This window comes from Nocardioides sp. (assembly GCF_041600255.1).
Classification (GTDB): domain Bacteria; phylum Actinomycetota; class Actinomycetes; order Propionibacteriales; family Nocardioidaceae; genus Nocardioides.
The window spans coordinates 1-21,930 of sequence record NZ_JBFIKK010000019.1 but is presented as its reverse complement, the minus strand read 5'-3'; the positions used below and the strand labels follow the sequence as shown (position 1 = coordinate 21,930).

The 21,930-nt window shown below is 70.0% G+C and carries 21 protein-coding genes; 2 read left to right on the top strand and 19 right to left on the bottom strand.

Features of this window, described 5'->3' with window-relative positions; translation table 11 throughout:
- Positions 1-5: 5 nt before the first annotated feature.
- From ABZE72_RS04125 to ABZE72_RS04110, 4 genes are read right to left on the bottom strand one after another with little or no spacing between them, the layout of a single operon-like run.
- Positions 6-1,028: an LLM class flavin-dependent oxidoreductase gene (locus ABZE72_RS04125; protein WP_372727749.1), complete on the bottom strand. Its 1,023-nt coding sequence runs from the start codon at positions 1,026-1,028 to the stop codon at positions 6-8.
- A gap of 15 nt (positions 1,029-1,043) precedes the next feature.
- Positions 1,044-1,574, bottom strand: coding sequence for a MaoC family dehydratase (locus tag ABZE72_RS04120; protein WP_372727748.1), 531 nt, complete (start codon positions 1,572-1,574; stop codon positions 1,044-1,046).
- A complete protein-coding gene (locus ABZE72_RS04115) occupies positions 1,571-2,254 on the bottom strand; it encodes an alpha/beta fold hydrolase (RefSeq protein WP_372727747.1) in 684 nt (227 codons plus the stop codon). Before ABZE72_RS04115 ends, ABZE72_RS04120 begins: the two co-directional genes overlap by 4 nt.
- Positions 2,251-2,604: an antibiotic biosynthesis monooxygenase gene (locus ABZE72_RS04110; RefSeq protein ID WP_372727746.1), complete on the bottom strand. Its 354-nt coding sequence runs from the start codon at positions 2,602-2,604 to the stop codon at positions 2,251-2,253. The genes ABZE72_RS04115 and ABZE72_RS04110 overlap by 4 nt, the downstream gene beginning before the upstream one ends.
- 67 nt (positions 2,605-2,671) lie before the next feature.
- Between ABZE72_RS04110 and ABZE72_RS04105 the strand changes: the two genes are divergently transcribed.
- Positions 2,672-3,487 (top strand): hypothetical protein, encoded by an 816-nt coding sequence (locus tag ABZE72_RS04105; protein ID WP_372727745.1) that lies wholly within the window; start codon positions 2,672-2,674, stop codon positions 3,485-3,487.
- 19 nt (positions 3,488-3,506) lie between these two features.
- Here ABZE72_RS04105 and ABZE72_RS04100 read toward each other — a convergent pair whose 3' ends face one another.
- Positions 3,507-4,400, bottom strand: coding sequence for a hypothetical protein (locus ABZE72_RS04100; RefSeq protein WP_372727744.1), 894 nt, complete (start codon positions 4,398-4,400; stop codon positions 3,507-3,509).
- 2 nt (positions 4,401-4,402) lie between these two features.
- Positions 4,403-6,046 carry an NAD-dependent epimerase/dehydratase family protein gene (locus ABZE72_RS04095; protein WP_372727743.1) on the bottom strand — a complete coding sequence of 548 codons (1,644 nt, stop codon included), beginning with the start codon at positions 6,044-6,046 and terminating at the stop codon, positions 4,403-4,405.
- Positions 6,047-6,139: 93 nt separating this feature from the next.
- On the opposite strand from ABZE72_RS04095, the gene ABZE72_RS04090 reads away from it, so the two are divergent.
- Positions 6,140-6,586: a MarR family winged helix-turn-helix transcriptional regulator gene (locus tag ABZE72_RS04090; RefSeq protein WP_372727742.1), complete on the top strand. Its 447-nt coding sequence runs from the start codon at positions 6,140-6,142 to the stop codon at positions 6,584-6,586.
- Positions 6,587-6,626: 40 nt separating this feature from the next.
- On the opposite strand, the gene ABZE72_RS04085 is transcribed toward ABZE72_RS04090, so the two are convergent.
- From ABZE72_RS04085 to ABZE72_RS04025, 13 genes are all read right to left on the bottom strand, one after another.
- Positions 6,627-8,630 carry a hypothetical protein gene (locus tag ABZE72_RS04085; protein WP_372727741.1) on the bottom strand — a complete coding sequence of 668 codons (2,004 nt, stop codon included), beginning with the start codon at positions 8,628-8,630 and terminating at the stop codon, positions 6,627-6,629.
- Complete coding sequence (locus tag ABZE72_RS04080) at positions 8,627-9,307, bottom strand: neocarzinostatin apoprotein domain-containing protein (RefSeq protein WP_372727740.1); 681 nt, start codon at positions 9,305-9,307, stop codon at positions 8,627-8,629. Before ABZE72_RS04080 ends, ABZE72_RS04085 begins: the two co-directional genes overlap by 4 nt.
- A gap of 107 nt (positions 9,308-9,414) precedes the next feature.
- Positions 9,415-12,264 carry an ATP-binding cassette domain-containing protein gene (locus ABZE72_RS04075; RefSeq protein WP_372727739.1) on the bottom strand — a complete coding sequence of 950 codons (2,850 nt, stop codon included), beginning with the start codon at positions 12,262-12,264 and terminating at the stop codon, positions 9,415-9,417.
- Entirely contained in the window at positions 12,261-13,004 is a 744-nt protein-coding gene (locus tag ABZE72_RS04070) for an ABC transporter ATP-binding protein (RefSeq protein WP_372727738.1), read from the bottom strand. Before ABZE72_RS04070 ends, ABZE72_RS04075 begins: the two co-directional genes overlap by 4 nt.
- Entirely contained in the window at positions 12,988-14,304 is a 1,317-nt protein-coding gene (locus tag ABZE72_RS04065) for a hypothetical protein (protein ID WP_372727737.1), read from the bottom strand. The genes ABZE72_RS04070 and ABZE72_RS04065 overlap by 17 nt, the downstream gene beginning before the upstream one ends.
- A 264-nt stretch (positions 14,305-14,568) precedes the next feature.
- Positions 14,569-15,312 carry a hypothetical protein gene (locus ABZE72_RS04060; protein ID WP_372727736.1) on the bottom strand — a complete coding sequence of 248 codons (744 nt, stop codon included), beginning with the start codon at positions 15,310-15,312 and terminating at the stop codon, positions 14,569-14,571.
- A complete protein-coding gene (locus ABZE72_RS04055) occupies positions 15,309-15,995 on the bottom strand; it encodes a hypothetical protein (protein WP_372727735.1) in 687 nt (228 codons plus the stop codon). Before ABZE72_RS04055 ends, ABZE72_RS04060 begins: the two co-directional genes overlap by 4 nt.
- The gene (locus ABZE72_RS04050; RefSeq protein WP_372727734.1) at positions 15,995-16,807 is read right to left on the bottom strand and encodes an SDR family NAD(P)-dependent oxidoreductase; all 813 of its coding nucleotides are present in this window, start codon (positions 16,805-16,807) and stop codon (positions 15,995-15,997) included. Before ABZE72_RS04050 ends, ABZE72_RS04055 begins: the two co-directional genes overlap by 1 nt.
- A complete protein-coding gene (locus tag ABZE72_RS04045; RefSeq protein ID WP_372727733.1) occupies positions 16,804-17,769 on the bottom strand; it encodes a hypothetical protein in 966 nt (321 codons plus the stop codon). Before ABZE72_RS04045 ends, ABZE72_RS04050 begins: the two co-directional genes overlap by 4 nt.
- A complete protein-coding gene (locus ABZE72_RS04040) occupies positions 17,766-18,539 on the bottom strand; it encodes a hypothetical protein (RefSeq protein WP_372727732.1) in 774 nt (257 codons plus the stop codon). Before ABZE72_RS04040 ends, ABZE72_RS04045 begins: the two co-directional genes overlap by 4 nt.
- 11 nt (positions 18,540-18,550) lie before the next feature.
- Positions 18,551-19,831 (bottom strand): Rieske 2Fe-2S domain-containing protein, encoded by a 1,281-nt coding sequence (locus ABZE72_RS04035; protein WP_372727731.1) that lies wholly within the window; start codon positions 19,829-19,831, stop codon positions 18,551-18,553.
- Between the two features lie 35 nt (positions 19,832-19,866).
- Complete coding sequence (locus ABZE72_RS04030) at positions 19,867-20,850, bottom strand: alpha/beta hydrolase family protein (protein ID WP_372727730.1); 984 nt, start codon at positions 20,848-20,850, stop codon at positions 19,867-19,869.
- On the bottom strand, positions 20,850-21,659 hold the full coding sequence (locus ABZE72_RS04025) for a hypothetical protein (protein ID WP_372727729.1): 810 nt from the start codon (positions 21,657-21,659) through the stop codon (positions 20,850-20,852). Before ABZE72_RS04025 ends, ABZE72_RS04030 begins: the two co-directional genes overlap by 1 nt.
- Positions 21,660-21,930 lie beyond the last annotated feature (271 nt).

Genomic DNA, 21,930 nt, shown 5'->3' with positions numbered 1-21,930 from the left:
GTCCTTCATCGGCAGAGCTCCTCGATCACGGCGATCAGCTCCTGCTGGGCGGCCCGCACCTCGGCCGGGGTGAGTCCGTGGGTGGGCGGGGTGAGCTTGATCGTGTCGGCCACCCCGTCGTACGCCGAGATCTGCTCGGCCACCTGCTCCCGGGTACCGGAGGCGGTCAGGGCCTCGACCATGTGATCGGGGACGGCGGCGGACAGGGCGGCCGCGGTGCGACCCTCGCGGAACGCCGCGATGACGGCAGCCTGCTCGTCGGCGAGGTCGTGGAAGGCGAAGAAGTCGGCGTAGGTCCGCACCGAGGCGTAGAAGCCGACCATGCCGGCGCTGCGGCGGCGGGCCACGACGGGGTCGGCATCGACCGAGACGCAGGTCGAGGTGACGACGTCGAGGGCCTCGCGCGGACGCCCACCGCGCTCGAGCCCGCTGGTCAGCTCCGGCATGATCTGCTCGCGCAGGAACGCCGGCGAGGTCAGCTCGTGCGAGATCCAGCCCTCGGCGATCTCGCCGGCCAGCCGCGTCAGCACCGGACCCATGGCGGCCAGGTAGATCGGGATGTCGGTGCGGGTGACCGGGTAGGGCCGCTGGTAGCCACGGATGTGCATCGGCGCTCGTTCGCCGTCGAGCTCGATGGGGTCGCCGCTGGTGCAACCGGCCCAGAACGCCCGGATGTTGCGGACCGTCTCACGCAGCTGGGTGGCGGGCTTCGCCCAGTCCGCGTGGTGCCAGTCCTGGTTGAGCCGCTGCACCCCGGTTCCCAGGCCCAGCACCAACCGACCGCCGGAGATCTCGTCGAGGTCCAGCGCTTCCAGTGCCGTGACCATCGGGCTGCGGGTGAAGGCCAAGGCCACCGCGGTGCCGACCGCGGCGGAGTGCGTCGCGTGGGCCACCGCTGCTGCCGACACCGTGGCGCTGCGGTGCAGTTCGGGGAGCCAGACCACCTCCGCGCCGGCCTCCTCGGCCGCGCGTGCGGCCGCGCTGACCTCGGCCAGCGTCTCGCCCCAGGGGCCGAACGTGATCCTCATGCTCGTCTTCCCTGCTCAGTCCAGGGTGAGGGGGTTGAGGGCGACCGGGAAGAGGTTCTCGACCTGCTCGGCGCCGCGCTTGTAGACGTAGAAGGTGCGCCGGAAGGAGCACACCTCTGCTCCGTCCTGGTTCAGGGTCCGGGTCCGGACGGTGACGATCCCGGCGTGCGGGCGCGAGCCGGACTCACGCTTCTCCAGCACGATCGACTCGCTGTAGAGGGTGTCGCCGGCGAAGACCGGGTGGGTCATCCTGATGTCGTCCCAGCCGAGGTTCGCGAAGGCGTTCTGGGTCAGGTCGGTCACGCTCTGTCCCACCGCGATCGCCACCGTCAGCGTGGAGACGACCAGCGGGCGCTCGAACTCCGACCGCGCGGCGTACTCGGCGTTGAAGTGCATCTGGTTGGTGTTCATCGTCATCAACGTGAACCAGGTGTTGTCGGTCTCGGTGACCGTGCGACCCAGCGGGTGCTGGTAGATCGCGCCGACCTCGAAGTCCTCGAAGAACCGGCCCTGCCAGCCGGTGGCGATCTGGTGCTGCTCGCTCATGCGGGTACTCCTTGCTCCAGCCACTGGGCCACGAGGTCGGGCCGGGTCAGGGGTGCGTCGTGATGGGTGTCGAGGACGTCGTACGCCGTGCCGGACGCGTCCAAACGGGCCCGGGTGAGCTGGCTCGGGTAGCCCGCGGGGGTCCGGGCGCAGAAGGCGAACCGGGCGGGCACCGGGGTGAGCGGAGTGGGGGCCGGATCCAGCGACGGAGCGAACGGAACCGGCGTCAGGCGGGCGCTCGCCCAGGCGGCCGTGGCCGTGTCCAGGTCGCCGGTGGCCTCGAGGGGGCGGGCGGGGATCAGGGTGTCGCGGGGCGGCAGGTCGGCGACGCCACCGCTGAGGTCGACCGCGCGCTCGCCGGGCTGCGGGACGCCGGCGTCGAGATGGGCCAGGTGGGCGATCCGGTGAGGCGCGGTCGCGGCGACCGCCGAGGCGATCACGCCGCCCTGACTGTGCCCGACCAGCACCACCTCGGTGAGGTCCTCGTGCTCGAGGAGGGCACAGACCTGGTCGACCCACACGTCCAGACCCGTCACCCGGTCGGCCCATGCCGCCAGCTCCCCACACCCGAGCAGGCTCGGCGCGAAGACCTGGTGACCGGCCGCGACCAGCAGCGGACGGACCCGTTGCCAGGCCCACCCCCCACGGAAGGCGCCGTGGATCAGGACGTACGTCGTCATGCGGGCAGACCGTCGGGATCGTGCCGGCCGGGATCGTGCTGGCCGGCTTCGTCGAGGACCACCTCGGCGTACTCGCGCGGGTAGGAGTCGTAGGGGCGCAGGTGCTCGTACATCGCCTCGGTGTGGGCGACGTACCCCTCGGCCCGGGTGCAGGACTCGTAGCTCTCGACGCTGTCGAACCAGCGCAGGTGGGTGAAGTGGGTGGGGTCCTCGATGCCCCGCACCAGCCTCCGGCCGCGGAAGCCGGGGTGCTCGGCGAAGAAGCGGCCGAACTCGCCGTTCAGTGCGATGTAGGCCTGCGCGTGCTCCTCGCCCGGCTTGGTCCAGGCCTGACTGATCACCACGATCACGGCGGCACTCCTGACAAATCGACTCCGGGGCTAGATTCATAGATCATATATGAATATGCTGCCGTTCGTGAGTGCAAGCATCCAGACCAAGACCATCCACGAATTCCTGGCCGAGGCCCCCGACGTCGACAGCTCCGAGCTGTGGGCGTCGTTCTGGGAGATCCTCAGCGAGGCGAAGGACCGGATCACCGCAGAGCTGGCGGTCGTGCCGCACGCCTCGGGCGCCGGCCTCGACTACTGGGTCACCGACGACGGCGCGTACGAAGGGTCGCTCAACCCCTACGTCGGGGACCCCGACACCGGGGTCGAGTGGCTTGTGCACTCGTGGATCGGCAACCGCAAGGCGTCGATCCTCGACATGAACCTGCAGGTCTGGCTCGGGCCGCACATCGACGTCCCGCACCTGGTGATCGTCTTCGGCACGGTGCCCCAGATCTTCCACTTCAACGACTTCGTCGCCCGCCGCGACCTGATGACGGACGTCGACTACCTGGAGCGCTACTACGAGCCGCTCAACCAGTCGTTCCTCTCCCTGCGTGGTGACGACCGGTTCACCTGGTCGGTCAGCCACGGCACCTACATGCGGGCCTTCAACTCGCCGGTCGCCAACTCCTACATGGCCGAGCGCTCCGACGACGTGGTCGAGACCCTGCGTCGCTCGGTGCTCGAGCGCGTCGACACCTGGCTGGGATGGGTGCGCGACGCCCAGCCCGTGCCGGTCGAGGAGCGTGCCGCCCTGCGCGAGCGCGACCACCTGGTCCGCCGCTACGGCTACACGCTGGACCCGATGAACGAGCTGTCGAAGAAGTTCCTCGGCGCCGAGCGGGTCGAGGAACTGGTCGCCGCACGCGCCGGCCTGGGCCAGATCGCCGAACTCGACTGATCGCCCGGAGCGGGTCTGCCTAGGCGGACCCGCTCCGCTGGCGCTCGGCGTTGACGAGCTCGACGAACTCCACGTCGACGACGCTGACGCCCCGCTCCTTGGCCTTCGTGATGATCCCCCTCAGCGCGACCTTCACGAAGGGGCGCGGGATGCCGGTCAGCTGCTGGCAGGCCTCGCGGGTGAAGGCGACGTCCGGGTCGATCCGGTTGGCCTCGTAGAGGATCGCCTCCTCCTTCGGCCCCTTGTCGGTCGGCGTCCTCAGCATGAACGGCTTGCGCAGCTCGGCGAACCAGAACTGGGTTCCGCCACGGAAGCCGAAGGTGATGGGCATCCGCGGCATGGCCGTCGCCTCGTCTCCGAGGTTGCGCGCCCACCGCTCCTTGAGCAGCACGTGCTCGATGCGCAGGACGAAGTACTCCGGCGTCGCTCCGTCGTCCCGCACCGGCTGGTCGACGTCCCACGAGCACTCGTAGACCTGGAACGCCTCGCCCAGGAGGTGCGGGAAGCGGTGACCGTCGGCCTCCCGCCCCGAGGTCGGACTCGAGACCAGGGTGTACGGGTTGTCACCGCTCTTCTCCGCGGTGCTCTGACCGGGGTAGCCGAGGCTGACGATCTTCTTCAGGGCCCGACGGTCGAACTCGACGTAGTTCAACGAGCACACGCCGGTGCGCTTGATGTTGCGCTCGGTGTTGGACCCCTGCCGACTGATCAGGAGCAGCGAGCGGCCGCCGATCACCTCGAACGGGAAGCTCAGCTGGTAAGGCGCCACGTTGGTCTCGCCGTGCTCGTCGACCGTGGTCACGAGCGCGAACGACGAGGGCCAGTAAGAGCTGGCCTGGTACCAGTTGTCCCGCAGGGGGACGTCGCGGAAGGCCTCGTCCGACCTCCCGCGACCCCCCGTGCGCAAGCGCACCCTCAGCTCTGCCGGGAGAGCAGGTCCACCATCGCCCGCGCCGCGTCGGCGCCGACCAGGCGGTCCAGGAATCCCCAGACCGGGTTGGTGCGCGGGGAGAAGATCGCCGCCCGGCTGCGCGCGTCGCGTGCAGCGAGGTCGACCCCGGCCGCATCCGCAGCGGCGCTCTCGGGCAGACCCTTCTGGACCAGTTCGACCCACTGGTCGACGTAGGAGTCGACGACGTCGGCGAGGCCCCGCAGGTCCTCGGGGCGCACGATCGCGGCGACCATCCACGGGGAGCGGATCGACCACTGGAGCGGACCGATGGACGGCACCGGCATCACACCGGGCCGACCCAGCGCCTCGGCACGGGCCTCGGCCACCGGGCCGTAGACGGCCTCGCTGTAGTCCAGGCTGACGCCGAGGTCGACCCGCGGCACCAGGTCGAGACCGAAGTGGAAGGTGCCGTCGGTGTTGGGCGAGATCGCGGTGTCGAGGAACAGGTGCGGCACCGCTCCGGACGCCGGGGTGAAGGCATAGATCTGGTGGGTGTCCATGCCGAAGTCGTCCACGGCCAGCACGCTGTAGACCACGCGGACCCCGTCCTCGCGGGTGAAGACCCGGAACGCGCCGATCGACTTGCCGTCCAGAGGACCGCCGGCACCGGTCAGGGGCAGCGCAGCTGCGCCGTCGGGACCGGTCTCCTCGACCAGGCCGAGGTCGGAGACGATGCGCTCCAACGCGGCGGTGACGATCTCGCGACCGGTCCGGTCGACGTCGGCCAAGGCGCTGGGGGGTGCCACCGCGCCCTCTTCGGGCATCCGCTCGACCTCGGTGTGTTCGAGCCGGAAGCCGGTGGCCAGCAGCGCGTCGACGGAGACCGGCTTGGTGGGGGCGCGCAACTCGTTGCGGTACTCCAGCGGCGGCAGACCGTCCAGCGCGCACATGGTGTCGAAGTAGGGCTGCAGCGCCGGCGGCACTTCGGGATGCGTCATGTTGAAGGTGCCGACGTGGCGGCCCTCGAGCATGTGGATGACGGCACGGGCGACGTCGAGCACGTTGATCCGGTAGAACAGCGCCTCGTCGTGGAAGGGCACGGAGCCGCCGAGCACCTGGTGGGCCATCCGCAACTTGTCCATGACCGGCGGGTCCTCGCCACCGGCGATGTCGGCGCTGCGGAGGATCGCGAGGCGGTCCGCGGCCGCCGCGCGGTAGGTGCGCTCGGCCTCCTGGAACATCGCCGGGCTGGGGTCGTCGCTCTGGGTCAGCGGCGCCGACTCGTCGATGACGTCGAGGTGGTTGGCGGCGTCGCCGTACACCGAGAGCGAGGAGAGCATCACGATGTAGGGGTTGCCGGGGATGCTGGCAACCGACTCGGCGGTGTCGACGAGCACGCTGCGGTAGGTCCGCTGGCGCTGTTCGACCGTCATCGCCTGAGCGGCGGCCGGCCCGGCGAGCACGACGACGGCGTCCACGTCCGCAGCCGCGGCGTGCACCTTGTCGCGGTCGCCGCCCTTGAGGACGACGACCTCGTCGCACACGTCCTGAAGCGTGCCGACCTTCCCGGGGGTCGTGGTCGTCCCGACCACGACATGTCCGTTCGCCCGCAGCATGCGTGCGAGCTCCTTGCCGACCAGGCCGCAGCCCACCACCAGAACCCTCACGGGAACCCTCCATCTCTCGGTTCGTAGATAATATATTGTCATGGCCGTTGACTACTTAGTCAAGGGCCATGACTAATCCGCTAGTCTCCTCAGGTGACCGAACGCGACGAGACAGCACTCCCCCAGCACCTGTACCGCTGGCTCGAGTCGGTGCTGTTGCGGGTGTCGCGGGAGTTCGACGCGGTGATCGACCACGAGGTCGCCAGGCTCGGTCATCGCCGCCTGCGCATCGTGCAGCTCATCCCACCCGGGGGAATCCGTCAGCAGGCGCTCGCGGAACGCGCCCTGGTCACGAAGCAGGCGATCGCCACGCTCGTCGACCACCTCGAGACCGACGGCTTGGTGCTGCGTACGCCGGACCCGGAGGACGGTCGGGCGTGGTTGGTGCGCCGGACCGAGGCCGGCGACCGGATCAGCGACGCCGCCGACCGCGCCATGGTCGAGGTGGAACAGAGGCTGGCGCGCGACGTCGGCGCCACGCGCTATGCCGAGTTCCGCTCCGCGCTCGAGACCATCGGACAGAACCCCGACACCGCCTGAACGTGCCAGGCGGTGCCGGGGTTCTGGTCAGCGCCTGGACTCAGGCGATACCCGGGATGCGACGCCGAGGTCGGCCGAACCACCGGTCCAGGACCGCCAGGTCGATGGTCGCCTCGTCGTTGCCGCGAGGACCGGCCCACCGTCCGGAATCGCGGTTCGAGTCGTCCGAACCCTCCGCACTGGTGGCGACCGCCGTCGAGAGGGCGCCCGACCGACGCCGGCGCCACCCCCACGCCAGCAGGCCGATGGCGACCAGGTTGAGCAGGAACAGCCCCCACGGATAGGTCTGGGAACTGGTTCCGAAGGTGCCGTTCTGCGTCGTCCCGACCTGCCCGACCAGCTGGTAGGTGCCCATGCCGGCCCGGGGCATCTGCATCGGGATCTCGATGCGCTGGGTCTGCTGGGGCTGCAGAGCCCCGACCCGGACGTCCATCGGCTGCGGCGTCAGGTCGTCGTCGCGGCCCATGGCCATGGCGACGTACGGCTTGTCGATCGCCGATGCGCCGACGTTCTGCACCACCAGGACCAACGTCCGCCGCGGAGCAGCACCGAAGAACTCGGCGAGGGAGCGCGCCCCTTCCATGCGCACGTCGAGCAGTGACAGGTCCTGGGAGATGCTGCCGACGACTCCGGGAGCTCCGGCGGTCGGGGTGCCGACCGTGGGCGCCCCGGCCGCGCTCGTTCCGCCCGTGCTGCCTCCGGAGGCACCACCGGCACCGCCGGCGCCGCCCAACGAGCCGGAGCCCACCGTCATCGTGCCGAGGTCACCCTTGGTGGCCTTGCAGTTGCCGGTGATGTCGAACGTGGGGAAGTAGAACGTGAACGCCCGCACGGCGACCGGGAGGTCGTCCCCGCTCGCCGCGACCGAACCGGTCAGGTCCGGGACCGGAACCGGACTCTTGGGCGGGACGTTGACATCGCCGACGCCACTGACCTTCGTGTCCTTGCCCCCGACCGTGAGGTCGACCGTCACCTCCATCGGCCCGTCGATCGGAACCGGCGCGATGCCGGGCAGGTCGGTGAAGTTCGCCAGCAGCGACACCGGGTCGGAGGACGCCTTGCGAGAGCCCGCCACGCTGGCCGTGGGCGTGTAGTCGAACGGCGCCTCGAAGGGCTGCAGCACGCAGTCGAAGTCGGTCGGGCCCTTGGCCGGCGTTCCTCCGCTGACCCCGGACGAGGTCGATCCGCCGCCCCCGCCGGCGCCACCGCCTCCGGTGCCACCGCCTCCGCCGCCGTTGCCTCCGCCGCCGCCGCCGTTTCCTCCGCCGCCGCCGCTGCCGCCTCCGCCGCCGTTGCCGCCTCCGCCGCCGTTGCCGCCGCCGTTGTTCTGCTCAGCGCACGGCAGCGGGTTGGGGATGGGCAGGTCGAACGGGATGCAGAGATCGCCGGATCCGGTGGGGTCCGGGCCGCCGGTGGACGAGCCGGAGCTGGTCACCGACGCCTTGACGTTGGTGGGTTCGGGGTGGCTGCGCGGGTTCTTCTTCGCGGTGCCGGACTCCTGCCCATTGCACTCGATCGCGACGCTGAAGGACTCCGCCCGGAAGCTCACGCCCTCGAAGACGACTTCGTTGACACCTTCCTCGACCGTGAACGGGACGTCCATCGTCGTACCCGGGATGCTCTGCCCGGTCGAGATCAACCCGAAGTCGATCTCCTTGCTGAAGGGCTTGCCGCCGTTGACCGAGAAGGAGAAGACCCCCTTGACCTGGGCGGACGGTCCGGCGTTCTCCGGGCCCTTGTTGAACGAGTAGGTCAGCGTGCCCTTGCTGCCGGGCTGGGGAGCCGAGGGCGACAACGTGATGGTGTGGTCGGCCGGGCCCTTGGGATCTGCCTCGGGGTTCGCCCACGGGGCCAGCTTCGAGGAGATGTCGTACGTCGGTGGCGCGTAGAACCAGATCCAGCAACCGCCGATCGGCTCGACGGCCGCGGCCGGCGAAGCCATCAACGGCACCGACGTCATCACCATCGCGGCGAGCAGCGAGACCCGCCCGAGCCAGCGCCCCACGCGGGTGGAGCTGCCCCGCTTCGTGCTGCGCCCCGTCATCGGGTCACCGCCCGACGACGGAACTGACCAGGTCGCGTCAGCCCGAGGAAGAGACCGGCACCGGCCAACAGCAGATTGGTGGCGATCAACACATAGAGCACCGAGTTGTCCGCCGGGGCGGCGCTGGTCAGCACCAGCGGCGTCGAGGATCCGTCCTGGTCGCCGGCGGCAGGGGTGAGTACGGCGGGCGCCGCCGCGGGGGGCGCCGCGGGAGCAGCGGGGGCGGCGGCCGGGGCGGCGTCGCCGAAGTAGAGCGGCACCTCGACGGTGTTCGCCGCCACCTCCTCGGGACCCGAGGTCGTGGGCAGCGGCGCGGCCGCCATGATGCACTGCTCCTTGAGGCAGTCGACGTCACCGAAGGTCACCGCGAGCTTGAGGGTGACGGTCGCGATGCTCCCGCTGGCGTCAGCGTTGCGGAACGTCGCACCTCCCGACAGGTTGCAGTCCGCAGGTCCGACGTACCCGGTGCGGCACTGCCCGACGGCGATGCCCTTGAGGTTCGGCGCGAAGCCGGAACCGTCCACCGTGATGGTCTGGCCATCGGTGAGACCCTCGGTCGCGCTCACGCTCAACGCGGGAGCCGCGAAGCTCGCGGGTGCGACCACCAGGCCCAGGATGAGCCAGGCCGTCAGGGCCAGGCACACCTTGCCGAGTCGTGTCGGCAGGAATCTTGTCATTGCTTTCACTGCTGTTTCCCCGATCAGTTCCCCGTGGATGGCGCCTGCCTTCGCTGTCCACGTGGTTTCGTTTCCCCTACGGGCCTGTGACGTGGCTAACGAAGAATTCAGCGTGGAGTCACTCCTTCGAGATCGATTCGGTCGCGGTCCAGTCCAGCCCCGAGCAGCTCCCCCGGGCCCGAACGGTGGACCGCCGCACTCGTCTCGGCGTCCATGCCCAGGTAGGAACGCACCACGTCCGGGTGGTTGCGCACCTCGTCCGGAGTTCCGCTGGCGATCACCGTGCCGAGGTTCATCGCGAGCATGCGATCGCTCAGGCGGGAGAGCAGCGGAAGGTCGTGTTCGATGATGACCATCGTGGTCCCGAGCTGCTCACGGATACCGAGCAGCAGGTCGCCGAGCGCATCGGTCTCGGTCTGGGCGATGCCCGCGGACGGCTCGTCCAGCAGCAGCACCCGCGGCTGGAGCGTCAGCAGGCAGGCGATCTCGACCACCCGGCGCGTCCCGGTCGACAGCTCGGCGATCAGGACGTCGGCGTACGGCGTCAGGCGTAGGCGCTCCATCAGCTCCTCGGTCGCCTCCGCCTTGCGCAGCTGCGAGGTCCGCACGCCCAACGCGGCACTCCACAGCGTGGTGTGCTCGATGCGCTCGCGGGCGACCATGATCGCCTCGCGGACGGTCAGGGACGGGAAGAGGGCCGCGTCCTGGAAGGAGCGCACCAGACCGAGCTGAGCGCGCCCCTCGGGGGTCACCCCGGTGACGTCGCGGCCTTCGAAGACGACCTCTCCGGTGTCGACCGAGGTGAAGCCGGCGATCATCTCGAACATCGTGGTCTTGCCGGCGCCGTTGGGCCCGATGATCCCGAGGATCTCGCCCTCGTTCACGACGAGGTCCACCCCGTCGACGGCCACCACCCCACCGAAGCGGCGCGAGAGTCCACTGACCATCAGGATCGGACCGCCTCCCAGCGAGGCGGGCTGGGCCTGCCCCAGGCCGGTCAGGTCCGGCTGTGCCTGCAACGGGGACGTCTTGGGCAGCCCGTCTCCCTCGCGGACGGCGACGACGTCGATGCCGGCACGTCGTGCGAGGGCGTCGGCGACCCGGTCGCGCAGTCGGACCAGCAGTCCGCCGAGACCCTCGGGCAGCAGGACCACCACCGCCAGCCACGCCAGGGCCAGGACGGCCTGACCGGGCAGGCCCAGGTCGAGCAGGCCGGGCAGGCCGACGATGACCAGTGCACCGATCAGCGGTCCGGCGGTCACCCCGAGACCACCGATGACGGTCAGCGCGACCACGTCGATGCTGGCGGACGCCGGGAACGAGTTGACCGTCAGCAGCGTCTGGCTGTGGCCGATCACCACGCCGCCGAGACCCGCGATGGCACCCGAGAGGGCGTAGAGCTGCAGCTTGCGACGACGACTCGGCACGGTGAAGGCCCGGGCGGCGTCCTCGTTGTCGCGCAGCGCGGCGAGAGCGAGACCGAAGCCGCTGCGACGGAGGTTGCCGGCGACCCAGAGTCCGAGCGCGAGCATCAGCAGCGCGAACAGGTAGTAGTGCACCGCGAGGTCGAGCGTGAAGCCGAACCAGGTCGGCTTCGGGGGCTGGACACCGTCGCCGAGGAACGCGCCCTGGCGCAGCAGCCAGGCCGTGGTGGCCAGGGCGAACGCCAGCGTGGAGACGGCCAGCGCCAGGCCCTTGAGTCGCAGCGCCGGGATCCCGATCAGGGTGGCGGCCAGCGCTGCCGCGGCCACGCCCCCCAGCGCGCCGATCACGAAGTTGTCGGTCAGCTGCATGGTCTGCACCGAGATCGCCGCCCCGATGCCGGCGTAGGCGAACTGGCCCAGGGACAGCTGTCCCAGGGTCCCGGTGAGCAGACCGACGCTCAGACCGACCAGTGCGAAACCGGCGACGCTGATCAGGACCGAGGCGGTGTTGTTGCTGACCACGGAGGCGAGCCCCACCGCGACCACGGCCAGCACCGCCACGAGCGCGCGCGGCAGCCAGGCGATCGCACGCACCCGTCCGTAGGCCTCCGGCAGGGGCTCGACGATGATGCGCCGCCAGCGCTCGCGCTGCAGTCCGGCGCGGCCGAGCTCCGGCTGACGGAGCAGGGCGATCACGATCGAGCCGCCGATGACCACGCTCACCAGGCTGCGGGTGTCGGGGTTGGACAGCAGCACCTGCTCCAGGACGCCGACGCCGATCGAGGCCGAGATGGCCATTGGGATCGACGACATCCGGGCGAAGACCGCGCCGGCCAGGCCCTTGAGCAGCAGGTCCGGGCCCAGGGTGTCGATCGACTGCCCGGCAGTCGTCGGGGTGACCAGGATCGCCGAGAAGGCAGCAACGCCACCGGCGATGGCCCAGGCGAGCGTGGTCATCGCCTTGGCGGGGATGCCCTCCAGCAGGGCCGTGTCCTTGTCATCGGCGGCCGCGCGCATCCCCATCCCGACGCGGGTGTCGCGCAGGAACCGGGAGAGGCCGAAGAGCAGGATCGGCGCGAACACGAGCATCGCTAGGTAGGGCGGGCCGAGCACCAACGTGCCCAGCTCGACGGAGGGGAACCCGGCGGGCTCCGGGAAGGTGAACCCGCTGATCCCGTCGGTGTTGATGATCAGGGCGAGCACGAGGATGAACTGGGAGAGCCCCAGGGTCGCGATCATCCCGATCAGCGACGGCCGCCCGGTGAGGCGTCGTACGACGGCGATCTCGACCAGCGCGGCGAGCGCGCCGGCGACCACGATGGCCACCGGGAACGCCACCCAGTACGGCGCGCCGCGGTCCACCACCAGGGCACCCAGCACGGAGGCGCCGAAGGCGCCGATCGAGCCGTGGGCGAAGTTGACGAACTTGCTGGAGCGGTAGACCAGCACCAGTCCGACGGCGAGCAGCCCGTAGGTCAGGCCGGTGAAGACGCCGATGACCAGGCGATCGATGCCGAAGTCGAAACCCATCATGACGCGTGGCCTCCCAGCATCAGGGCGCGCAGCCGCTCGGGGTCGTGACGCAGCGTCTCCGCGTGCTCCTCGGCGATGATCGAGCCCTTCTCCATGAGGTAGGCCCGGTCGACCAGCGACAGGGCCACGTTGACCGACTGCTCGACCAGGAGGACGGCGGCGCCGCGCTCGTTCAGCCTGCGCACCAGCTCGATCAGGCCTCCGACGACGACCGGCGCCAGGCCGAGCGAGAACTCGTCGACCACCAGGATCCGCGGGTCCTGGACGACGGCCTTGGCCAACGCGAGCATCTGTCGTTCACCACCCGACAGCGTCGAGGCCAGCTGGTCCCGTCGGGCTCCCAACCTCGGAAAGACACCGAGGGAAGCGTCGACCGCTTCCCGGTGCCAGGCGCGGTCGGCCGCGGTGTACCCGTGCATCTCGAGGTTCTCGTGGACCGTGAGCGAGGGGAACGTGGCCTGACCGACGACCTGACACAGGCCTGTCTCGACCCGGTCGCGCGGCGAGGCGGTCGTGACGTCGCGCCCGAAGAGGTGGATGGTGCCGCCGGTCGCCGGCAGCAGGCCGCCGATCACCCTCAGCAGCGTCGACTTGCCGACCCCGTTGGGCCCGAGCAGTGCGACCATCTCGCCCTGCTCGACGCGCAACGAGGCGTCGAAGAGGACCTGGAGCGGGCCGTAGGAGGCAGAGACGCCCTCGACGCTCAGAGCGGGCGCCGTGACGTCATGGGATCGGGACATTGTCACCCTCGTACACGAAGCAGGGGCAGGACTCGTCGTAGCGCAGGACGCGGTAGTCCCCGGCGACCGCGTGGGAGTCGCGGCCCAGGGCGGCGCCCAGGCCGGCGGCAGTCTCGAAGTCGTCCAGGGTCTGGGCGGCGTCGGACCAGGTGGTGGCGTTGAAGGGCCCGGTGACCTTGTCGCCGGCGGCCTTCAACAGGCGGGCGGCGTCGCAGAACGTGAGGGCCACGCGAGCCGCCTCGCGCGACACGAACGTGATGCCGGCGTCGGCGTAGATGTCGACGCACAGCTTCTCGGCCTCGCTCGACGGGAAGGGCAGCTCGGAGTCCGGGACGTCCTGGGACGGGTTGAACCCGATCCCGACCGCTCCGGCCAGCATGCTCGGCGGCAATGTGTCGGGGTTGTTGACGAAGAACCCTGGGTTGTCGAAGCTGCTGAGCGCCAGGCGGGGCTGGTAGCTCTGGGCGGCGGCGACCGCCCCGAAGATCGAGGCGAGTCGTGCTCCACCGAGGAACATGACGCGGTCGATCTTCTTGGTACGGAACGTCAGCGCCGCCTGGTCGTTGCCCTGGAAGAGCGAGCCCTGGTCGGTGGTGTCGACCCACCCGATCTCCGCCTCGAGTCCGAGTTTCCGGAGCATCGGGACGGCCTGCTTCTCGACGACGCGGCGGTTCACCTCGTTGTCGGCCGCCACCACCCCGACGGTCGTGCGGCCCTCGAAGTATCCGTCGTCATCCAGCGTGGAGATGAGGGCCTTCACGAAGCCGGAGTACTCAGGGAAGCTCGGGTTCCACAGGTACGGCGCGAGCCGGTTGAACAGGGCGTTGTCGGTGGCCACCAGGGTCGCGTCGAGCACCAGCGTCTTGCGAGCGGCGTAGCAGGGTCGGGCGTTGGCCTGCAGCTGGCCGGTGAGCACGGCGGCGAACGCGCGGTCGTCCTGGGTGATCTCGTTGCACAGTTGTTCCTCGGCCGCGGGTGAGTCGTTGGCCGGGTCGTAGCGGCGGTAGACGGCGTCCAGCAAGCGGCCACCGACACCACCGTCGGCGTTGACCCAGTCCTCCATGGCCTGCATCTGGGCCTCGAGGTCGCCGGCGTCGGCGAGGTTGAACCCGGTGATCCGGGCGACGGCGGCCAGATCGACGGCGACGAACACGACCTTGACCGAGCTCCCCACCCCCGGCCCGTCGCCGGCGGTGGCGCTGCCGTTGACGCTCGCCAGGGCTCCGCAGCCGAACAGCGCGACGACGAGGCTCGCGATGACGGCAGCGGATCGCGCGGCAAGAGATCGATCACGCTCCATGGATAGAGAATATACGATATCGCTTGCCCTGAGAAGGGTTTGCCCGAAAACCGGTGGAGCGAGCCCAGCAGGCGCGGGGACGGGCCGAGAGAGCGGCCAGGTGCGGGGGGACGTGGACCGACGTCACGGTGCGCGATTCCCTTCCTCGGGGGCGGGAGAGATCAGCTGAGCCTTCAGTAGAACCGATCCCACCGGCGCGCGAGAGGGAAAAATGCAGAAAAGGTGGCGACCGCCCTGTGGCGGCCACCACCTTCGCTGGGTTACTCAGTGCTCCCGGAGCAGCGATCCGTAGCCCTGCAGCTGGTCCTCGATGCCGTTGTCGCGCAGCGCCATCCACCAGGTGGCCGCGTTGATCGCGATGACCGGCTTGTCGAGCCAGCGCTCGGCCTCGTCGGCGAGTTCGGTCATGCACAGGTTGGTGCCGCACTGGACGATGGCGTCGACGTCGGGGCCGTTCACCTCGTGGATCGCGTCGCGCAGATCGGCCTCGGTGACGTGGGCGATCGAGACGGCCGTCGGGCACTTGAGACCCTTGATCGCGGCCACCTCGAAGCCGAGCTCCTCGAAGAACTTCACGACGTTCTCGTCACCCACGGACTGGTAAGGAGTGACGACGCCGATCCGCTTGGCGCCGTAGAGGTGCAGAGCGCGCTCGCACGCCTCGGCACCGGTGGCCACCTGCAGCCCGGTGATGTCGGTGATCTGCTTCTTGAAGGCACGGTTGCCCTCGACGCCGTCCCAGAAGGTCTCGGCGCTCATCCCCATCACCATGTAGTCCGGCTCGCAGGTCAGGACCCGCTCGCAGGCGCCCTGGATCTCGGCCCGGATCTGCTCGAGCAGCCGTTCCATCCCCTCGTCGGAGTCCATGTTCTGGTCCCGGATGTGGATCCGCGAGAAGTGCGCCGTCACGCCGGGCACCTGGAGCATCGCGAACTCCGGCTGGACGATGGTGTTGGTGCTGGGGGCGATGACGCCGAACTTGCGGCGCCACCCGAGGCGATCGGTCATGACAGAGCTCCTGCTGAGGTGGAGGGAGAGACGGACGAGGACCGGGTCTGGGCGTGGCGCAACAACGCCGACGACCCGATCAGGAAACAGAGTTGGACCACGCTGTTGACGCCCTGCTCGATCCACTGCAGCCCCTCCGACTGGTGGGGTCGGGCAGCGAGCGGCGGCAGGATCAGGGTCCCGATCAGGTAGGCGACGAAGAGCCCGGCCACGCCGTGCCGACCGAGGAGTCGGGCATGGGTCGCGGCGTTGAGGCCCATCCACAGCGCACCCAGTGCGGCGACGCCCAGCAGCGGCCCCATCGAGCCGGTGAGCACCGCGGCGACGGACCCGATCAGCGGTGCCGCCACGTAGGGCACGGGCGAGGCCACGGCGTCGCGGCGCAGCGAGACCACGGCCCAGGCCAGGGCGGCGAAGCCGAAGGCCAGGCAGGGGAAGAGCAGCTGCTCGAGGAGCGGCACGTTGCGGCACGGCTCGGCGGCGACGAGCGTCTTCCAGAGCGCCTTACCGAGGCCTCCCGCGGTCACCAGGACGGCCCCGGCGAACGCCGGTATCGCGACCCGGGGGTGGCGCAGACCGCAGGTGCGAGCCAGCGCCAGCGCGCCGGCGCCGGCCAGGATCACGGGGACGAAGTCCTCGAGCGCGAGCGCAAGGCCGTACTCGGTGCAGGGATCGATGGCCATCAGGCGGACTCGGCAAGGGTGGGGACGAAGATGTCGCGCTTACGGAAACCGGCCGTGGCGAACCGGGCGAAGGCCTTGGGGGTGGTCAACCAGGCAACCCGGACCCCGTGCTTGTCGGCGGCCAGCACCCGGTCGGCGAGCCACGGCGTCACGGTCTCGACCCGGTCGCCGAGGATGTTGAAGATCTTCCTGACCCGCTCGAACTCCTCGGGCCGTCCCTCGTAGTCGTCGACCAGGAGATCGGTGGCCACGATCCCCGGGGAGAGGAAGCCGACCTTGACCGGCGAGCCCTTCAGCTCCTTGACCAACGACTCGGTCAGGTAGGTGACCGCCCGCTTGGTCGCGCCGTAGGTGGTCATGCCCGGCTGCTTCTGGCCGGTGGAGCCGAAGCCCTCCATGTTCCAGATCCATCCGCCACCGGTCTGGGTGCCGAGGCCGGCCTGGGCGACGGCGCAGCCGTGCATGACGCCGAGCACATTGGTGCGGACCACCGACTCCGCCACGTCCGCATCGACCTCGGGCAGCGGCCGGCGAGGTGCGGACACCCCGGCGTTGTTGATCCAGATGTCGACGCGCCCGTAGCGGGCGATCGCGTGGTCCCACAGCGCCTGCACCGCGGCCCGGTCCCCGACGTCCGCCACGGCTCCGCTGGCGTCGGCGCCTGCGGCCTGGAGGGTGAGGACGGCCGTGTCGACCGCGTGGGCCGATCGTCCGCAGACCACCACCCGGCAGCCCCGGGCGGACAGCTCGCGGGCCAGGCCCAGACCTATCCCCCGCGTGCCGCCGGTGATGACGACGACGCGACCGCTCATCGCCCTGCCCAGCTGAGCAGACCGTGGACGAAGTGCGTCGTCCGGTCGCCACGGAGCAGCTGCCAGACGACCGCCAGCTCGCGGGACTCGGCATCGATGAGCACCTCGCGGCCCCGGATCTTCTCGACCCCGCGGGCGTCCGGGCCGACCAGGTGCTGGCTGGTGAACAGCGCCCGCCCGTAGGCGGTGGCGTTGCCGAAGACCTCGGGGCCGTCGTACTGCAGGCGCGCACCGTCGCGGTAGCGCTCGAAGGAGTAGTCGCGCGACAGCACGCCGTCCCAGGCGACGTGGTGCCGAGCCCGCCGCAGGTCGATCGGGTCGTGCTCGATCCGGACCTCCGTGGTGCCGATCTGGGTCTGGGTGTCGTCGTGGACGAAGAGCGTCCCCGTCCAGGCGCCCGGCTCCTTGGTCGGCAGCACCTGGGGGGTCGGCCCGCGTCGGGTCTCGGTGGCGATCCAATCGTCCACGTAGGCCTGCGTCTGCGGGTTCGTCCGGTGGTCGAAGGTGCGCTTGTAGACGCCGTTGAAGACCGCGCACACGGCCCAGCCGTCGTGCAGAACCGAGGAGTAGACCTGGGTCTCGCCGTCGGGCAGCACCTGGTTCCAGGTCCGCAGGTCGGCCTGCCACCCGGGCGAGTAGTAGTGCGCGTCGACGAACAGCCCGTACGGCTGACCCGTGCCGTAGAAGTCGGGGCCGCAGTAGACGCGGTTCTCGTCGGAGTCGACGATCCCGAAGTCGAACTGGGCGCCGAGCTCGAACCGGTTCCTCAGCGGGCCGCGCGCCTCGAGCTGGGTGTTCATCCAGTAGCGTGCGACCCCGTCCTCGACCACGCTGGCGCGATCGACCCGCTCGTACCCGACGTGGTTTCCCTCGGCGTCGAACAGGCAGGGGCGACCGTGCCACTCACCCTGGATCAGCTGCTGCCACTCGGAGCTGGTCTCGTCCTGGAGTTCGGCGGTCATGCGCGCACCGAATCCGGGAGCTCGGTGGGGATGGTGTTGTCCAGCAGCTGGCGCCGCATGACCTCCATCGTCTCGGGGTTCAGCAGCTGGGCGACCTGACCCCAGATCGGGTCCACCTCGGGGCTGAAGATGTTGGCACGGTTGCGCTGGTCGCGTGCGGCGAGGTCGGTGTCGGCGACGTCGGCCAGCACGTCGGCCGGCACCTCGCCCAACACCAGCGAGGACCAGTGGTCCAGGTAGGCGCCCACCGGGCCGTCCATCGCGATGAACGACGCCTCGTCCGCGCGGTGCACGAGCATCCACGGCGACATCATCGCGAACTGACGCGGGCCCAAGGTGGTGCCCGAGAGACCCTCCCAGGTCTCGACGTCGTCGTACGTCGGTGACAGCGGCGCGTGCGACCAGTCGAGATAGGTCAGGTGCGTGGCGAGTTCGGCCCGCTGGATCAGGTCGAGGTGGAAGGCGTAGGTGCCCTGCGCGTGCACCGAGTCGAGGGTGAAGTGCGGCACCGGGCTGTTGCCTCGCGTGAACGCGAAGACCATGTGGCTGTCGAGGCCGATGGCCGGCACCGCGAGGGCGACGTAGACGACCTTCTCGACCGCCCCGGTGGTCTCGGGGCCGGGACCGAAGACGCGCACCGCACCGACCGGGTCCGGCGACATCGCCGAGTGCAGGGTGAGGTACGGCTCGCCGACCTCGACCATCCTGTTGCGCTCGACGATCGTGTCGAGGGTGCGGTTGCACAGACCGCCGGGCAAAGACTCGCTCATGCGCGGGCTCCTCAGGTAGTGACGTTGTCGGGGTGGGTGCCGGGAGTCTCGACCGGGGTGGTCGCGACCGACTCCGGTTCCTCGGCGGGAATGTCGGGGGTGGCCTGCGTCAGCGGCGTGCTGACTGCCGATCGGCGGGCCGCCTCGGACTTCAGCAGCTCGCGCGAGCGAACCTCCTTGAAGTTCCACGCGCTGGCGAGCTCGGGGACCTCCTTGCGGGTGGGGCTCGGGATGACCCGGGCCTCCACGCGCGCAGCGGTGCCTTCACCGACGATGGTGTTGCCCTCGACGCCCCAGCCCATGTCGATCAGCTGCTGGCGGCGGCGGCGGTAGAGCACGCAGTTGTAGTCGCTCTTGACGTGGAGCTCGTCGGACAGGTCGAACGGCAGCAGCTCCGGTCGGACCGTGTCGACGACGTCGCGGTCCTGGTAGAGGACGTTCATCACGCGGCGCTTGGCGTCCCGGTCTGCCCAGGCGCCCTTGAAGAACGTCCGCAGCGCGATGAACTTGACCAGCGTGGTCTCTTCGTCGATCGGGATGTTGACGTCGAAGATCTTGAGCTGTCCGATCGGGGTGTCGACCTCGAGCAGGATCGCGTTCGGCAGCCACCAGGTGGTGGAGACCGGCACCGGAGGACGCTTGGTCATGTCCTTGGTGCGGTTGGGGGTGATCATCCCCCACAAGCCCTTGGACGCCGGCGGCTCGAGGACGACCGAGACCTTGCAGTGCCAGGGCGACTCCTCGATCTCGTAGTCGGGGACCTCGGGCTTCTCGGGGTTGCCGAAGACGCCGCCGTGCACGAACGGCGTGTGGGCGACGTCGACGCCGTTCTCGAGGATGCGCTCGTAGTTGGAGTGCCACAGGAACTCACCGGTGACGGCACGGAAGGTCTCGGTGTCGTCGACCGCTGACCAGTCCGGGATCGGCGGACGCTCCTCCTCGGGCAGGTCGCCCATGAAGACCCAGATCATCATGTACTTCTCTTCGACCGGGTAGGCGTCGATGCGCGCCTTGCGCGGCAGGCCCTTGTTGGGGTGTGCGGGAATCTTCTGCACCGCACCGTCGGGGCCGTACTCCCAGCCGTGGTAGGGACACACGATGCAGTCGCCCTTGACGGTGCCCTCCGACAACGCCGCACCCCGGTGCACGCACAGGTCGGACATCGCCACGACCTTGCCGTCGCTGGGCTTGCGGTAGAGCACCAACTGCTGGCCGAGGACCTTGACCTTCTTGGGGCTGCCGACCTTGACGTCGTCGATGAACTCGACGGCGTACCAGAAGTTCTTGAACATCGTGTCTCCCTACTTGTGAGTCGATCAGCCGTGGATCAACGACGCCGGACGTCGGCAAGCTCGGCGGGCGGGTGGTCCAGCAGTGCCTCGAGGGCGGCCTTGGCCTCGGGGGTTCCGCGCAGGTGTGCGGCGACGAAAGCGGTGGTCACCTCGGCCAGCAGGCTGCGCAGACGCTCCTCGTGGGCTGAGTCCTTGGGCGCTTCGAGGAAGCCGCGGGCGGAGGTCGGGTCCGCGGGGTGGCAGGGCAGCAGGTGACCGGCACCCTCGAGCAGGAGGAGCCACGACTCGGTGGTCGGGGCCAGCGCCTCGCGCCAGGTCCGCTCGATCGGGTCGTGGGCCGGTGCGCCGGCGTCCTCGCCGTACCGGATCGCGCTGGCGGCGACGACCCCGTCCTCGGTGCCGCCGATGAGCATCACCGGAGCCTCGGCGGGTGAGGCCAGCAACGTGCCGGCCGGGTGCCCGAGCTGTTGGGAGGCCATGGTGTGGGCGCCGTAGGTCACCACGGCACGTACCGTCGGGAACCAGCGCGGCGAGGCCGACTGCAGCGCCACCGTGCCGCCGGCAGAGTGACCGACGAACGCGACCCGGTCGAGGTCGAGCAGACCGTCGAGGACGGCCGGCGGCCGCTCGCGGAGGGACTCCAGGATCGCGTTCGGAGCCGGCGTGGTCGGCCGCGAGCCGTAGCCCTCGGGCGTGACCGCGGCCATCTCCACACCGGGGGTCAGCCCGTACTGACCGGGGAAGAGCTCACCTACCCAGTCGTAGGAGACGCACACGGTGCCCGCCTCGACCATCGCCACCGCGAGCCACCGATAGGTCTCCGAGGAGATGTTGATGCCGGGCAGCATGAGGACCACGGGGTAGGGCGCGTCGCCGGGATCGGCCGCCAACATCCCGCTCATCCGCTCCACGTCGCTCTGCGCGGGCCGGGCGGGATAACGGATGGTCAGGTGCGCGGTGTCGTACGGCGCCTCGACCCCCGGGATCGAGACGGCCGAACGCACGGCACGGACGAGCATCAGACCCCCGGGCGGGGCAGGACGCGATCGCCACCCCACAGGGCGCGCACCAGGCGCTGGGTGGTCTCGGCGCCGAAGTAGCGGTCGCCCATCACGTTGGCAGGGTCGCGCTCGGCGATGTTGCGCCGGACCGCCTCGTCGTCGGCGGCCAGCGCGGCGCGCTCCTCGGCAGGGACCTGCTCGGCCTCGTCGATCCAGCCCAGCCAACGGTCCAGGTGCTCCTCGGCGAGCTCGGTGACCAGGGGGGTCATCTGGGCGGCGTCGGCGCCCATGTAGCAGAAGGCCGTCGGGGACAGGCCGGCCCGGACGAAGGCGCTCCGGCTGACGAACGGCTCCAGCCACGGGTTGTCGCGCTGGACCTGCTCCCATCGCTCGTTGAGCGGCTCGTAGTACCTGTCGAAGGACTCGGTGTCGGTCGCCAGGTAGGAGCGCGGCACCGAGTCGAGGTAGAGCCATCCCTGCGGGAAGCAGCCCAGGGCCATGCCGAAGTGCGGCACCTTGATGTGCGGGCCGAGCCAGATCGTCAGGTGGACGTTGCAGAACCCCTGGGCGGAGTTCTCCATGAAGGAGTGCACCATCCAGTCGATCTCCGGTCCGGTGTAGCCGCGGACGCGGCCGCGGGCGCCACTGCCGGTGCCGCCGTCGTCGAAGCTCTCCAGGTGATCGGTGGAGGGGTCGCGGGTCAGCTCGAAGCGCGCCGCGACCTTGTCCTTGAGCCGCTGGACGAGTGCCTGCCACTCGGCGAACGTCGCGGTGACGTCGGAGGGGCCGGCCTCGTCGAGGTGCTCCTGGACGTACTTGAGACTCATGACGCTCCTTCTGACCGTGCGTGCGCTCTCGAGAACCACGCTAACTGTCGATCCGTCGACCTCTCGGGGACCGACGGAACCAGACTATATATGATATTAGTACGGCTGGCGAGGAGTTCTGGGGAGTTCTCGAGACCCGATCGACCGAGTTCGCCCGAGCGCCGAGCGAGCGCCGAGCGGGCGCCGACCGCGCACCGTCAGACCGGGTACGCAGACGCCGTCGAGCCGGCCCCACCCTCACGGAACGCGCCCGGCGCGTGGATCGCACAGG

Bases quoted from the DNA above. Each gene is read 5' to 3' on its own strand.
- ABZE72_RS04030 (WP_372727730.1), bottom strand. From the start codon at position 20,850: ATGCTCGTCCGTGCCGTGCGTTCGGCCGTCTCGATCCCGGGGGTCGAG.
- ABZE72_RS04115 (WP_372727747.1), bottom strand. From the start codon at position 2,254: ATGACGACGTACGTCCTGATCCACGGCGCCTTCCGTGGGGGGTGGGCC.
- ABZE72_RS04085 (WP_372727741.1), bottom strand. From the start codon at position 8,630: ATGACGGGGCGCAGCACGAAGCGGGGCAGCTCCACCCGCGTGGGGCGC.
- ABZE72_RS04040 (WP_372727732.1), bottom strand. From the start codon at position 18,539: ATGAGCGAGTCTTTGCCCGGCGGTCTGTGCAACCGCACCCTCGACACG.
- ABZE72_RS04070 (WP_372727738.1), bottom strand. From the start codon at position 13,004: ATGTCCCGATCCCATGACGTCACGGCGCCCGCTCTGAGCGTCGAGGGC.
- ABZE72_RS04075 (WP_372727739.1), bottom strand. From the start codon at position 12,264: ATGATGGGTTTCGACTTCGGCATCGATCGCCTGGTCATCGGCGTCTTC.
- ABZE72_RS04080 (WP_372727740.1), bottom strand. From the start codon at position 9,307: ATGACAAGATTCCTGCCGACACGACTCGGCAAGGTGTGCCTGGCCCTG.
- ABZE72_RS04125 (WP_372727749.1), bottom strand. From the start codon at position 1,028: ATGAGGATCACGTTCGGCCCCTGGGGCGAGACGCTGGCCGAGGTCAGC.
- ABZE72_RS04050 (WP_372727734.1), bottom strand. From the start codon at position 16,807: ATGAGCGGTCGCGTCGTCGTCATCACCGGCGGCACGCGGGGGATAGGT.
- ABZE72_RS04025 (WP_372727729.1), bottom strand. From the start codon at position 21,659: ATGAGTCTCAAGTACGTCCAGGAGCACCTCGACGAGGCCGGCCCCTCC.
- ABZE72_RS04120 (WP_372727748.1), bottom strand. From the start codon at position 1,574: ATGAGCGAGCAGCACCAGATCGCCACCGGCTGGCAGGGCCGGTTCTTC.
- ABZE72_RS04055 (WP_372727735.1), bottom strand. From the start codon at position 15,995: ATGGCCATCGATCCCTGCACCGAGTACGGCCTTGCGCTCGCGCTCGAG.
- ABZE72_RS04065 (WP_372727737.1), bottom strand. From the start codon at position 14,304: ATGGAGCGTGATCGATCTCTTGCCGCGCGATCCGCTGCCGTCATCGCG.
- ABZE72_RS04045 (WP_372727733.1), bottom strand. From the start codon at position 17,769: ATGACCGCCGAACTCCAGGACGAGACCAGCTCCGAGTGGCAGCAGCTG.
- ABZE72_RS04035 (WP_372727731.1), bottom strand. From the start codon at position 19,831: ATGTTCAAGAACTTCTGGTACGCCGTCGAGTTCATCGACGACGTCAAG.
- ABZE72_RS04060 (WP_372727736.1), bottom strand. From the start codon at position 15,312: ATGACCGATCGCCTCGGGTGGCGCCGCAAGTTCGGCGTCATCGCCCCC.